The organism is Bacillus sp. lyk4-R2A-2, assembly GCF_030209735.1.
Taxonomy (GTDB): Bacteria; Bacillota; Bacilli; order Bacillales; family Bacillaceae; genus Bacillus; species Bacillus pumilus.
Map to the genome: position 1 here is coordinate 22,015 of NZ_JARVRK010000005.1, position 12,430 is coordinate 34,444.

The 12,430-nt window shown below is 41.0% G+C and carries 13 protein-coding genes; 5 read left to right on the forward strand and 8 right to left on the reverse strand.

Features of this window, described 5'->3' with window-relative positions:
• Positions 1-27: 27 nt before the first annotated feature.
• The 8 genes from QRN39_RS06940 to QRN39_RS06975 form a co-directional block, all read right to left on the reverse strand.
• The gene (locus QRN39_RS06940; RefSeq protein WP_253622340.1) at positions 28-1,032 is read right to left on the reverse strand and encodes a sensor histidine kinase; all 1,005 of its coding nucleotides are present in this window, start codon (positions 1,030-1,032) and stop codon (positions 28-30) included.
• On the reverse strand, positions 1,032-1,721 hold the full coding sequence (locus tag QRN39_RS06945; RefSeq protein ID WP_148660152.1) for a response regulator transcription factor: 690 nt from the start codon (positions 1,719-1,721) through the stop codon (positions 1,032-1,034). The genes QRN39_RS06940 and QRN39_RS06945 overlap by 1 nt, the downstream gene beginning before the upstream one ends.
• A gap of 110 nt (positions 1,722-1,831) precedes the next feature.
• Positions 1,832-2,752, reverse strand: a complete 921-nt coding sequence (locus tag QRN39_RS06950; RefSeq protein WP_003216500.1) for an iron-hydroxamate ABC transporter substrate-binding protein — start codon at positions 2,750-2,752, stop codon at positions 1,832-1,834.
• Between the two features lie 201 nt (positions 2,753-2,953).
• Entirely contained in the window at positions 2,954-3,553 is a 600-nt protein-coding gene (locus tag QRN39_RS06955) for a response regulator transcription factor (protein WP_003216398.1), read from the reverse strand.
• Positions 3,550-4,686 (reverse strand): sensor histidine kinase, encoded by a 1,137-nt coding sequence (locus tag QRN39_RS06960; protein WP_003216252.1) that lies wholly within the window; start codon positions 4,684-4,686, stop codon positions 3,550-3,552. Before QRN39_RS06960 ends, QRN39_RS06955 begins: the two co-directional genes overlap by 4 nt.
• A 116-nt stretch (positions 4,687-4,802) precedes the next feature.
• The gene (gene desA / locus QRN39_RS06965; protein ID WP_284906631.1) at positions 4,803-5,858 is read right to left on the reverse strand and encodes a Delta(5) desaturase DesA; all 1,056 of its coding nucleotides are present in this window, start codon (positions 5,856-5,858) and stop codon (positions 4,803-4,805) included.
• Positions 5,859-6,047: 189 nt separating this feature from the next.
• Positions 6,048-7,490: a DEAD/DEAH box helicase gene (locus QRN39_RS06970; RefSeq protein ID WP_284906633.1), complete on the reverse strand. Its 1,443-nt coding sequence runs from the start codon at positions 7,488-7,490 to the stop codon at positions 6,048-6,050.
• A 247-nt stretch (positions 7,491-7,737) separates the two neighbouring features.
• Entirely contained in the window at positions 7,738-8,541 is an 804-nt protein-coding gene (locus QRN39_RS06975; RefSeq protein WP_003216672.1) for an NAD kinase, read from the reverse strand.
• Between the two features lie 445 nt (positions 8,542-8,986).
• Between QRN39_RS06975 and sppA the strand changes: the two genes are divergently transcribed.
• The 5 genes from sppA to tpx all read left to right on the forward strand — a co-directional run bounded on the left by sppA (position 8,987) and on the right by tpx (position 12,412).
• Positions 8,987-9,988 carry a signal peptide peptidase SppA gene (sppA, locus tag QRN39_RS06980; protein WP_050943576.1) on the forward strand — a complete coding sequence of 334 codons (1,002 nt, stop codon included), beginning with the start codon at positions 8,987-8,989 and terminating at the stop codon, positions 9,986-9,988.
• Between the two features lie 14 nt (positions 9,989-10,002).
• Positions 10,003-10,524, forward strand: coding sequence for an RDD family protein (locus QRN39_RS06985; RefSeq protein WP_050943577.1), 522 nt, complete (start codon positions 10,003-10,005; stop codon positions 10,522-10,524).
• A gap of 100 nt (positions 10,525-10,624) precedes the next feature.
• Positions 10,625-11,332 (forward strand): DUF2953 domain-containing protein, encoded by a 708-nt coding sequence (locus tag QRN39_RS06990; RefSeq protein ID WP_284906637.1) that lies wholly within the window; start codon positions 10,625-10,627, stop codon positions 11,330-11,332.
• A 14-nt stretch (positions 11,333-11,346) separates the two neighbouring features.
• A complete protein-coding gene (gene ytfJ / locus QRN39_RS06995; RefSeq protein ID WP_003216488.1) occupies positions 11,347-11,799 on the forward strand; it encodes a GerW family sporulation protein in 453 nt (150 codons plus the stop codon).
• Positions 11,800-11,911: 112 nt separating this feature from the next.
• Complete coding sequence (gene tpx, locus QRN39_RS07000; RefSeq protein ID WP_003216787.1) at positions 11,912-12,412, forward strand: thiol peroxidase; 501 nt, start codon at positions 11,912-11,914, stop codon at positions 12,410-12,412.
• The last annotated feature ends 18 nt before the right edge of the window (positions 12,413-12,430 follow it).

Below are 12,430 nucleotides of genomic sequence, written 5' to 3' on the forward strand. Positions count from 1 at the left end.
CGAAGAGATTTTGATTCGTCTGTTTTGTCACATGCTCGCAATATGCACAAAATCATTCTTTTTCGGAAAGATGAAGGTGAAGGTTGTGCCTTGATCTATCGTGGAGTTGACCTCGATCTTGATATGAAGAGCGTCTGCTCCTTTTTTTGTTAAATAGAGTCCCATTCCTGTTGAGGCTGTGTCATTGTGATGTCTAGTTGAGGTAAAGCCTTTTTCAAAAATACGCGGAAGGTCTCTTGGGTCAATTCCTCTGCCTTGATCTGTAATCGTCAGCATCACTTGGTCATCCATTTTCTTACTTTCAATGGCAATATCGGACGATTGGCTGTACTTGACTGCGTTTGTGAGTAACTGTCTGATCATAAAGGATAACCATTTTGTATCACTTAATACGTGACGTTCTTCTAGCGTGAGTTCAAAGCCGATCCCTTTTTGCATGCACCATGATTGGAGCGCTTTGATTTCCTTCGCTATGATGCTTTGCAGGTCCAGCTGTTCAATAAATAAATCATTTTCGATATGACGTATTCTGCTTTGATGCAGCTGGGCATCGAGTAATAAATGAATTCTGAGCCATTCGTACGTCATATTTGATTTCAGCGGCTGCTCTGTTAAGCGGTCAATCATCAAGTGCATCGCTGTGAGAGGTGTCTTCACTTCATGTATCCATGAGAGTAATTCATCCTTCTCTTCTTCAAGGGCAATTTGCTGTTCTGCTGCCATTTTTCGGTAGCGGGCAATTTGCTCAGACGTCGCATCATGTACAAGCTGTTCAAATGGGGAAGATGGCGTGAGCCGCATGGGATGATCAATATGATCATCCCATTCTTTCAGCCGCTCATAATACGCCGTTTCTTTACGGTATCGGAAAAAGAGAAAGACGATCATGAAAAACGTAGATAATAACACAATATAAAAAAGAGATGCCATTGGAATGGTCGTATCCAAATAAGCAACAAACAGAATAAGGAGCTGCAAACTAAGAAAGAACAGAATCCAGCTTCTTCGTTCTTTTAAAAATGCGTGCAGCATCATTGATCATCCTTTTCCTTTGCAAGATAGCCTTGGCCCACTTTTGTTTCAATGTAGGTGCCAAGGGAGATCTCATCTAGTTTTTTTCTAAGGCGATTGACGTTCACAGTAAGTGTATTGTCACTGACAAACCGTTCATCCTCCCACAGTGCTTGAATGAGTGATTCCCGGCTGACAATATGATTTTTATGCTGGATCAATTCCTTGAGAATAAACAGTTCATTTTTCGTTAATTCAACTTCACCGTGATCATTTGTGACGGTGTTTTTTTCTAGATCAATCGTAGCGCCGCACCATACCTTTAAGCTAGCCGGTTCTGCATTATAATCATGCACGCGGCGAAGAACGGCACTGACTTTGGCAATAAGCACGTCAAAGTGAAAGGGCTTTTGTACAAAATCATCGGCACCGAGCTGCATTGACATGACCATATCAGCAGGATGGTCACGTGAGGAGAGGAAGATGATTGGTACATTTGAATGATGCCGAATCATCCGGCACCAATGAAAGCCATCGTATTTTGGGAGCTGTATATCGATAATGACGAGATCAGGCTGAACAGAAGTGAATTCCTGCATCACCTGTTGAAAATCGTGAATCCCATAAACATCATAGGACCAATTCACTAAACGTTCTTTGATTTCTTGGAAGAGGGTTGTATCATCCTCAATGAGTAAAATTTTAAACAAAACCAGCACCACACTTTTTGTATTCGCTTGTATGTCATTGTAGCGGAAAAAAGATGCTGCCGCTAGAAGCAGATAAGAAAAAAGCAAGGGAAGGGCTCCCTTGCTTCAGTTTATTTACCTAAAAAGTGCTTTTTAAAGAATGATAGTTGATACTCGAGTGTGAGCGGATCATTAAAATAGAATTCTTCTGCATTTGCCACATACACACGATGTTTTTTCACAGCTGGTATGGACTTGTAAATTTCACTGTTTTGATAGGAATTGTCCATTTCGCTGTTTTTACTAATGATCATATAGTCTCCAGCAAATTCAGGAATAACTTCTTGTGAAACCGCATAGTAGCCAGCCTTTAATGCTTTTTCTTTCACTTTTTCAGGCATTTTTAGTTTCATTGCTTGGTAAAGAATTTCTGTGCCCCGGCCCCATGCATCTCCGAACACGTAAAGATCTTTTGTGCCACTTTCAAACACAGAAACCGTCGCATCCTCGCCGATTTTTGCTTTAATTTCTTTTCCAGCTTCAGCTGCGCGTTCTTTAAAATCTTTTACCCATGCTTTGGCTTCTTTTTCTTTGTTTAATACTTTTCCAATTTCAATATGCTGCTGTAGGTAATCGACTTTGTTATACGTAAACAAGACGGTTGGTGCAATTTTTTTTAGTTTTTCTACATTTTTTGTATTGCTTAAGCCAATGATGACATCAGGCTTTAGCTTCATGATTTTTTCGACATTGGCATCTGACACTTCTTCCACATTTTTTAATTCCTTTTGGAAGCGAGGGTTCTTTTTTGACCAAGAGTCGACGCCGACCAGGTTCACACCAAGTGACATAACATTACCTGTGTAGGAACCGAGTACAACGACACGTTTTGGGTGCGCTGGCAGCTTCACAGGGCCATTTTCAGATTCATATGTAATTTTGTCTGATGATGTTGATTGATTTCCTTTATTTGAGGAAGAGCTGCTGCTATTGCCACATGCGCTCAATGCAAGTACAAAGATGAGCATCAGAGGGAACAATATTTTCTTCATGAATGTAGACTCCTTTGAAATCGGCACATTAGCCGGGTATTTGATTGTATGAGTGATAATGATAATTATTATCACTTGGATATCATATCATAGAAGTGCGGTCTGTTGTCAATTACATTTTGATAGTTGGTGATAAAAAATAGGAGGGGAGATTTTTGGTAGAAAAAAAGATCAAGGCAGTATGTGTCCTGATCTTTTTTCTTATTTAAACCAGCCTTTTTCTTTTGAGCGTGTAATGGCTTCAATGCGGTTTTTCACTTCTAGCTTATCTAAAATAATGGAAATGTAGTTTCGGACCGTGCCGCTTTTAATGCTGAGCTCCTTCGCAATTTCTTTTGTGTTTTTGCCGTCTGCGACGAGTTCAAGGACTGATTTCTCTCGTTCTGTTAAAGGGTTTTCGTCACTATATAAGTCTTCCATTAATTCAGGGGCGTACACCTTTTTCCCTTTCATCACACTGCGAATGGCACTTGCCAGATCTTCACTTGGACTATCTTTCAGCATATAGCCGCTGACGCCAGCTTTGAGCGCCCTTTGGAAATAACCAGAGCGGGCAAAGGTCGTTAAAATGATGATTTTCACATCTGTTCCTTTGAGCTCTTCTGCTGCATCAAGTCCTGTTTTTCCTGGCATTTCAATATCCATTAAGCAAATATCAACAGGATGTTTTTTGGCAAAATCGATGGCGTCCTGGCCGTTCGTACCTTTTCCAACAACCGTCATATCGTCTTCTAAATCAAGAAGTGAACCGAGCGCACCGAGCAGCATTTGCTGATCTTCTGCGATAAAGATGTTGATCATTTCATCCCCTCCTTGTCTTTTGCTGCTGAATCATTTGGAATGCTCATGATCAGCTTTGTTCCGTCCTTTGTCTCAATACGCAGGCGCCCATTTGCAAATTCCAATCTTTCTCTAATTCCTAAAAGGCCATGCCCCTTCATTGGAGAGAGTGGATCATCGCCTTTAAATGTCCCGTCATCCTCAACGGTGATGATAGCTTCCTTTGATTTTTGATGAATGGTGACTTTGCAAACGGTCGCATCACTATGTTTGACGACATTTGTCACGGCCTCTTTGATGCACATGCTTACAATGTTTTCGTTAAGAAGAGAGATGTGTTTTGGCGCTTCCTTTTCATCATAAATCAATTCAATCCCCGCTGCTTCGAGAATTTGCTCGATGTTCGACATTTCATCCTTGATCCGAATACCTTTCATGGAGGAAACAATTTTCCGTACTTCATTGAGAGACGTTCTGGCTGTTTGCTGGATGCTTTTCAGTTCGGCGCGTGCCTGCTCTGGGTCCTTATAAACCAGTTTTCGGGCAAGATCACTCTTTAAACCGATGAGGGAAAGCTTTTGTCCAAGGGTATCATGCAGATCACGTGCAATGCGCTGCCTTTCTTCAATTTTTACAAGGTCAGCGATCCGTTCATTGGCATCTTCTAATTTCTCTTCGAGCCGTTCACGTTCCTTCCTGCTTCGAATGCTGAGAGGGAGGAGAATGGCACTAATGAGTGTAATGAGAACCAAGGGGATTTGCGTGAGAAACCAGCCCTTTTTTAAGATCAGACTGAAGTTTACAGCAATGGCGGCGCTCCCGACATGAATATAGTATAAGATATAGAAAGGTACTTTTCTTTTAATATGCCCATTGAAATAGGCGATGCAAAAAGCGAAATAAATGTAGCTGTAGAGCATGACATAGCCAGTAGAAATCGCAATCAAGAGAAGGCCTAATACATATAAAGACCAGCCTTTTGCGATAAAGGCAAAACGATAGACAGCGAAAAAGACAACGTTCAAAATAATGCCGATTACAATGCCTAAAGTCGAAGGAGCCTTAATGATAAAATAAAAGGGAAGGATGAAAAAAATGGCCCATATATAGGGAGAAATCCCATGTAATTTTTGAATTTTTAACTGTTTTTTCATCCGTGTGCCACCTTTTCCGTTTTCGTTCTTTTTCCTTACTTTATCAAATTCAACTTATGGTTGCATCCTGTAAATGACAACAAGCTCCTTCTAGTGTAAGAAAGAGCTTGAACCAATTATGCATTTTTCTTTAGAATGTCTCCTTTAATGACAGGTGCGGGCATCTTCTTAGATTGCCGTGCTTCTTTAAAGGTAACGAATGCTTTCGTTTCTTCATCCCAAAGTCTAAATTTCATTGATTCGATACTTGTTTTTAAAGTGATGGTTGGAACATTTTGAAGCGGCTCACTATGCTCATGTGCATGCTCCAAGTGATAATTTGGTACCCTCGGGCTTAAATGATGGACATGGTGATAGCCGATATTGCCTGTTAACCACTGAAGAAGCTTTGGCAATTTGTAAAAAGAACTGCCTTCTACTGCCGCCTGCACATAATTCCAATGTTCATCTTCTTCAAAGTAAGAATCCTCAAATGTATGCTGCACATAAAACAGCCATACACCGATTGATCCTGAGATCAGGAAGATTGGACCTTGGACAAGCAGGAACTCCTGCCAGCCAAAAAGTAGACACGTTGCAGCTGCTAGCGCAATGATGCTCACATTTGTGAAATACGTGTTCCAGCGCTCTTTTTTACGAGCATTTTTGACGTTGAAACGGTTTTTTAAGAGAAAAACAAAGATCGGTCCTAAAATAAACATGACAAAAGGATTGCGATAAAATCTGTAGCGAAATTTCGTCCATGCAGATGCTTCTTGATATTCTTTGACTGTCAGGAGCCAAATGTCACCAGTACCTCGTTTGTCTAAATTACTGCTTGTGGCATGGTGAATTGAATGATCTCTTTGCCATTGAAGATAAGGGAAAAGGGTGAGTACACCCGTTATGAAACCAAACAGGTGATTCAGCGGCTTCTGTTTAAAAAAGGATTGGTGGCAGCAGTCGTGAAAAATAATAAAGACACGTACTAAAAAACCAGCTGCAATAACCGCAAAGAAGAGGGTTAAAAGGTAGGAGATGTTCAGGCTATAATAGGCAAGAAACCAAAGCCCCAAAAATGGAATGAATGTATTAAAGAGTTGAATGATACTTTTTTTCGAATTAGCACCAGAGAATTGGCCAACTTGTTTTCTTAAAGTGGCTTGCTGCTGTGTGTTTGTTGAAGTCGTCATGAACGTTCAAGTCCTTTCCGTTTCTTTCTACTTCAAAGTATAGAAGGAAAGGTGTCATGCTCATAGTAGCACCCATCATGTATTCGATATGACATTTGTCATGTTGATTGCAGGAAAGGCTGACGGTATCAGGGTTTGTAAGCTTATTTTATTTTAAATAAAAAAGTAAAGGCGATTAGCCTTCACTTTTTATGAACGTGCTTCATGAACTTTTAACTGCTTGCCTTTAATGGTTGTGTGGCGCATAGCGTTCAGCACAAGAGGGCCTTTGCCGTTTAAAATATCGACATATGTTTTCGTATCTTGAATGGTAATAATCCCAATGTCATCAAAGGCAACGCCTTCTATTTTGGCAATGGTCCCAACGAAATCAACGGCCCGCAGCTTTTTTTTCTTCCCGCCGTTAAAATAAAGCTTCATAATATCTTTCTCAACGCCCGCCTGTTTATTTTCCTTTTGAACTGGCGTTTCAATCTTTTCTTCAAAGCGTTCTACATGCTGCTCTGCATCTTCCTTTGTTGGATAAGGCTGCGTTTTGAAATCAATACCTGCTTCCTCTTTTAATTCATCAATTAGAGGTTTTGCATTTTTCGTCATAAACGCAATGGTTTTTCCGCTTTTTCCCGCTCTGCCTGTTCTTCCTGTTCGGTGAATATAGCGCTCTTTTTCATAGGGGAGGTCATAATGAATCACATGTGTCATGTCACTGACATCAATGCCCCGGGCTGCTATATCGGTTGCGATCAAATAACGGAATTCCCCGTTTTTGAATTCATCCATAACAGCGAAACGGTCTTCCTGTCTCATGCCTCCATGAATTTTGTCACAAGGCACATCCCAATCATCCAGCTTCATCGTGAGTTCATTGACTCGATCCTGTGTATTACAGAAAATAATGCAGCTATCTGGATTTTCAATGACGATCGTACGCTGAAGAAGAGAGAATTTCGCTTCTTCTTCCGTTTCAATCACGGTGTGGGTGATTTGTGGTACAGACGTTTCCGCGCGTGCAATTTCAATTACTTTTGGTGATTGTAAAAACTGTTCACTTAATTTCTTCATCTCATCAGACATGGTCGCTGAAAAGAGCATTGACATGCGCTTTGGCGGCAGATACTCAATAATAGAAGAAACTTGCTCAATAAATCCCATGTTCAGCATTTCATCCGCTTCATCTAACACGAAAAATTTAAGGTTTTCTAAGGAAAGAGTACCTTTCTCAAGGTGATCCAAGACTCGTCCTGGTGTTCCGCACACAATGTGGTTTTTTTGTGCAAGCTCTACTTTTTGGGCTTGAAAAGGGGCTTTTCCATAAATGGCTGCGGCTTTAATTCGTTTCAATCGTCCAAGGCTTGTAAGGTCCTGTTTTACCTGCATGGCGAGTTCTCGCGTTGGAACGAGGATGAGGGCTTGAGGTTTATTTTCAGCCCAATCGACCATTTCACAAATCGGCAGACCATAGGCTGCGGTCTTGCCACTGCCAGTCTGAGATTTGACGATCAGATCCTGCCTTGAAAAAGCAACGGATAATGTCTCGTGCTGAACAGGTGTAGGTGTATGGAAGTGAAGTGCTTTTAGCGCTTGTTTTAAATCATCGCTTAATGGATATTGATCAAATTGTTGTAATGTCATCGTGTTCTCCTTTTCGTACATTCATACTTGTGACATCATACCATAATCATGACCGTGAATGAAAAGACATGAAGAAAAGCCCCATAAAGGAGCTTTCAGCGTGTAGACAAACCCTCGCATTCGGTGTCAGATTTGCGCTCCGGTACTCACGAAAATTCGCTCCGTTCCGGTGCTCACTCTTCCTAGACTTCAAAGGTTTTCTATCACGCTGAAAAGAAAACAAAAGCCCCATAAAGGAGCTTTTTGATTAAAGGAATCTGCGTTTTACTTTTTCCCAGTAGGAGTTGTCTTTTAATTTTACCGTTTTAATGACTTTTCCTGAAAGGCCGATGTCAATTTGTTTGACGTGTTTTGTGCCAAGCGCTTCGTTATCAAGCCCGATAATCGGATGGTCGTTTCCGTCCTGCACAACCTTCAGCGTTAGCTTGCGGTCACTGCTTAAGATGAAAGGAGCACCGAGTGTACGGTACGAGTTGTTGTTTAGCGATGCAAGCTCTGTGACTTGCATACAAGGGAGCATCGGATCAACCACGGCACCGTTTACCGATTTATTGTAGGCTGTTGAGCCAGTCGGAGTAGAAATAATCATTCCGTCTCCTCTAAATGTTTCAAAGTGGAAATCATCTATATACACATCGATCACAAATGTTTTAATAATGCTTGAGCGGATCGACAGTTCATTTAAGCAATGGAATTGATTGGTACTGTCAACGCTTACATCAATGATCGGATATTTTCTCACTTCAATCTGTTCAGTGTTCATGGCATCAATCATTTTATCAAAATGTTCTAATGAAAAATCGCAGTATAGATGCGAATTCTCTGTTTTTGATACCCCTACATACAAGCAGTCATCCCGGAAGTTCGTTTTGCGGACTGCTTGAAGAAATGTGCCATCTCCGCCAATTGAAGCAATAATATGGGCATCCTCTGCACGCTTGACGACTTGAAAGCCTTGATCGGTAGCGAGCTTCTCCAGAGAAGAAATGTGTCCATCCAATTCATGATCTTTTTTGTAAAAGAAAAATACATTGCGACGATTGTCTGTCATTGACGTTCTCCCCTTCGTTGTCAAAAGTAGATTTAGAGTAATAAAGGGCTTACATATGAAGCCTTGCTCACATTTTACACTTTTTTCATATGAAAGTAAAAACATTAGAAAAACCTTCATGATGGTGGCATTCATTTTTAGAAATGAGTCAATGTAAGGGATTTGAAAAGGGCAGAATTTGAGCATAATTGAATAGCTGTTTTCTTATGAAAGAGTGGATTAGGTGTTTTGTTGTGGTGAAGACCTAGCCTAATAGGTGCAGAGAGAGGATAAAAAAGCCAATTTTTCGTCACACGTATCTCTTGGCAGACGATGTAAAGTTGATCGTGAAAGAAGAGAGGTGCTATCATATGATGAAATGAAATGTAAAAAAACCACAATTCCTGTGAAACATTTCATGTGAATATTCGTATCAATGAAGAGAGACAAAAAGGAGGAGAAAAAGATGAATGCGAAAAGATGGGTAGCGTTAATCATTGCACTTGGAGTTTTCGGATTTTCAATTGTGATTAGTGTCACGACGGCTTTGTATGAAAGCTTCAATGACAATAAAATGAGCTATCAATTTGGGGATGAAATAGAAGAGAAGGTACTAGAGGATGGAAGCGGTGCTGGAAAAATAGCGGTTCTTGAGATTAATGGAACCATTCAAGATAATGGCGGCGCATCAAGTCTATTAGGCGGAGAAGGCTATGATCATCGTGCATTCCTCAAGGAACTAGAAAAAGCGAAAGATGATGCTTCAGTAAAAGGTGTACTGCTACGCGTCAACTCTCCTGGCGGCGGTGTCTATGAAAGTGCAGAAATACATAAAAAATTAGAAGAAGTGAAAAAAGCGAAGAAGCCGATTTACGTCTCCATGGGCTCTATGGCAGCTTCTGGCGGCTACTACGTATCAACTCCAGCCAAAAAAATCTTTGCTTCACCTGAAACATTAACAGGATCGTTAGGTGTGATCATGCAAAGCTTGAACTATTCAAAGCTGGCAGATAATTTAGGTATTAAATACGAAACAATTAAGAGTGGAAAATTCAAAGACATCATGTCGCCAAATCGTGACATGACAAAAGATGAGCGCGACATCATGCAAAGCATGGTCGATAACTCGTATGAAGGATTTGTCAAAGTCATCTCTGAAGGACGCGGCATGTCAAAACAGAACGTCAAGAAAATTGCTGACGGCCGGGTCTATGACGGAACACAGGCGAAATCGAACGGATTAGTCGATGAGCTTGGATATTATGAAGATGCAATCAAAGCAATGAAGAAAAATGAAAAAGGGTTAAAAGGAGCGACAGTGATCAGCTATTCTCAAAGCTTTGGCTGGAACTCTCTCTTCAATATGAGCGCAAGCAAACTCTTTAAAAGTGAAATTGATTTTCTCAATCTAAAAGAAACACTGGCTGGCTCAAATGGGTCTAAACCGATGTATCTCTATTCAAAATAAAGGAGGGATCATAGATGGATTCTACATTCGATGAAGTAACCGAAAGCCGTAGCCAAGAAGAATCGAATCCGGCTCTTGCGAAACGTGCAGTGATTGAAGCACAGGCGTTTGCAGGCTTTTGGATTAGGTTTTGGGCGTTTATTCTTGATTGGCTCGTCGTCTGGGGTGTCAACCATTTGACGGTTTCTCCAATCTTTAGTCTGTTCGGCTGGTCCAAAGGAGGAGGATGGTTTTCTCCATTCTCCGTCACAACGACGATTGTATTCCTGCTTTATTTCGCCATCATGACGAAATTCTTTCAGCAAACACTTGGGAAAATGGTGTTTGGAATCAAAGTGGTCTCACTTCAGCCTGAGAAGAAGCTGGCATGGGATGTCATTTTCTTTAGAGAGATTGTAGGACGCTATATCAATACGCTCTTTGTTCTCTATGCTGTTGTTGGATTCACACCGAAAAAGCAAGGGGTTCATGATTACTTTGCTGATACGGTGGTCGTCCATGAACACCTATATGAAAAAACAGAAGCAAACGTATAATCAGAGGAGTTTGGCCGGGTACAGGTCAAACTCTTTTTTTTTATGATTGGGTATAAAATCCAGAATGAGAGCCATAATCGTAGAGGAAGCATCATTTGTTATGAAGGAAGTGAGCACAGTGCTTTACGTTTGGATCGCAGCTTTTTTGTTCCTTGGAATCTTATTAATCTTCATGAAAGTGACCATTTCACTGGATTATTCACATGCAAATGACGATGACCATCTTGCACTGAAGATCATCACCTTATATGGAATCATCAGACTCAAAAAAGACATTCCGATGGTGAGGGTCAATCCAGAGGATCAAACGATTGATATACGTGAAAAGAAAATGGCGAGCGCCAAAACCCCTAGTCACGAAAAAGAATCCATACATAAAAAAGTGGGAAAACGTGATATGAAGCAGATCCTTCATCAAATGGAGCGCATCACAAAAGAGATCGTCGATTTAAACCGGATCATGCGTAAATTCTTCATTCGCATGAGAATTGTATCGTTTCACTGGTCAACATGGATCGGCTTTCATGACGCCGCTTTGACAGGTGTAGCAGCCGGCGGTGTATGGTCAGTGAAAGGAGCACTACTTGCCTTTATGCAGGAGCATCTCACCTTTAAGCATAAACCGGTATATGAAGTCATTCCTGCTTTTCATCACAATGTGTCACAGACCCAGTTTACATGTATAGCTTATTTTCGTATTGGACATGCTATGCTTGCAGCCATTCGTTTACTTGTTCATTGGTTAAAAGGAAGAAAGGCGAGAAAAAATGCCTCTCTTCAAGCAACGAAGAATGAATCATCTGTTTAAGGAGGAACCCGAAAATGGCAGATCATCCAATCCAAGGTCTTATGAAGACAGCGATGGAAAACTTAAAAGAAATGATAGATGTGAATACGATCATCGGCGATCCAGTCGAAACCCCTGACGGCAGTGTCATCCTCACTGTGTCGAAGGTTGGTTTTGGATTTGCAGCCGGCGGCAGTGAATTTAACGGGAACCAAAAGAAAGAAAAACGTTCTGATGATCAAGAACGAAAAGAACCGAGACTCCCATTTGGCGGAGGAAGCGGCGGAGGTGTGTCTATTACACCAATCGCCTTCTTAATTGTCGGAACAAACGGCGTTCGAATGCTTCATTTGGATGAACATACACATCTGCTTGATAAAATATTGGATTCTGCTCCTCAAGCAATTGAACGTCTTCAGCACATGTTTAAGAAGGATGAACGGGAGAACCGTCATAAAGAACGAAAACTAGATGACATAGACCTTTAAAAAGTTAGCTGCGCTGCAGTTAACTTTTTTTTCAAAAGCGAAGATTAGGCTTTGCAGTTTTTTGCTTTCTCTACTATGATAGAACCATACATTTGATAAGGGAGGAATTGTTTTGGCATCGATCACATTTAAAGGGAGTTCTGTCACGCTTGTAGGAAATGAAGTAAAAGTAGGCGAGCAGGCTCCGGATTTCACGGTATTAACGAACTCACTAGGGGAAGTTTCACTTTCTGATTTAACAGGAAAAGTGACGATCATCTCAGTGATTCCTTCTATTGATACAGGTGTGTGTGACGCACAAACAAGACGTTTCAATGAAGAGGCAGCCGGTTTAGGTCCGGTCAATATCTATACAATTAGTGCAGACCTTCCATTTGCACAAGCACGCTGGTGCGGAGCAAACGGAATTGAAAATGTCGAAACATTATCTGATCACAGAGATATGTCATTTGGTGAAGCATTCGGTGTGTATATGAAAGAATTGCGTTTATTGGCGCGTGCAGTTTTCGTATTAGACCCTAATGGGAAAGTGGTTTACACTGAATACGTAAGCGAAGCAACGAATCACCCAAATTATGAAAAAGCCATTGAAGCTGCAAAATCACTGTTATAAAAGCAGCATCGACAAGAG

What these genes read in the sequence shown, in the direction of transcription:
- QRN39_RS06940 (WP_253622340.1), bottom strand. Translation starts at nt 1,032, where the DNA reads ATGCTGCACGCATTTTTAAAAGAACGAAGAAGCTGGATTCTGTTCTTT.
- QRN39_RS06950 (WP_003216500.1), bottom strand. Translation starts at nt 2,752, where the DNA reads ATGAAGAAAATATTGTTCCCTCTGATGCTCATCTTTGTACTTGCATTG.
- QRN39_RS06955 (WP_003216398.1), bottom strand. Translation starts at nt 3,553, where the DNA reads ATGATCAACATCTTTATCGCAGAAGATCAGCAAATGCTGCTCGGTGCG.
- QRN39_RS06960 (WP_003216252.1), bottom strand. Translation starts at nt 4,686, where the DNA reads ATGAAAAAACAGTTAAAAATTCAAAAATTACATGGGATTTCTCCCTAT.
- desA (WP_284906631.1), bottom strand. Translation starts at nt 5,858, where the DNA reads ATGACGACTTCAACAAACACACAGCAGCAAGCCACTTTAAGAAAACAA.
- QRN39_RS06970 (WP_284906633.1), bottom strand. Translation starts at nt 7,490, where the DNA reads ATGACATTACAACAATTTGATCAATATCCATTAAGCGATGATTTAAAA.
- QRN39_RS06975 (WP_003216672.1), bottom strand. Translation starts at nt 8,541, where the DNA reads ATGACAGACAATCGTCGCAATGTATTTTTCTTTTACAAAAAAGATCAT.
- sppA (WP_050943576.1), top strand. Translation starts at nt 8,987, where the DNA reads ATGAATGCGAAAAGATGGGTAGCGTTAATCATTGCACTTGGAGTTTTC.
- QRN39_RS06985 (WP_050943577.1), top strand. Translation starts at nt 10,003, where the DNA reads ATGGATTCTACATTCGATGAAGTAACCGAAAGCCGTAGCCAAGAAGAA.
- QRN39_RS06990 (WP_284906637.1), top strand. Translation starts at nt 10,625, where the DNA reads ATGAAGGAAGTGAGCACAGTGCTTTACGTTTGGATCGCAGCTTTTTTG.
- ytfJ (WP_003216488.1), top strand. Translation starts at nt 11,347, where the DNA reads ATGGCAGATCATCCAATCCAAGGTCTTATGAAGACAGCGATGGAAAAC.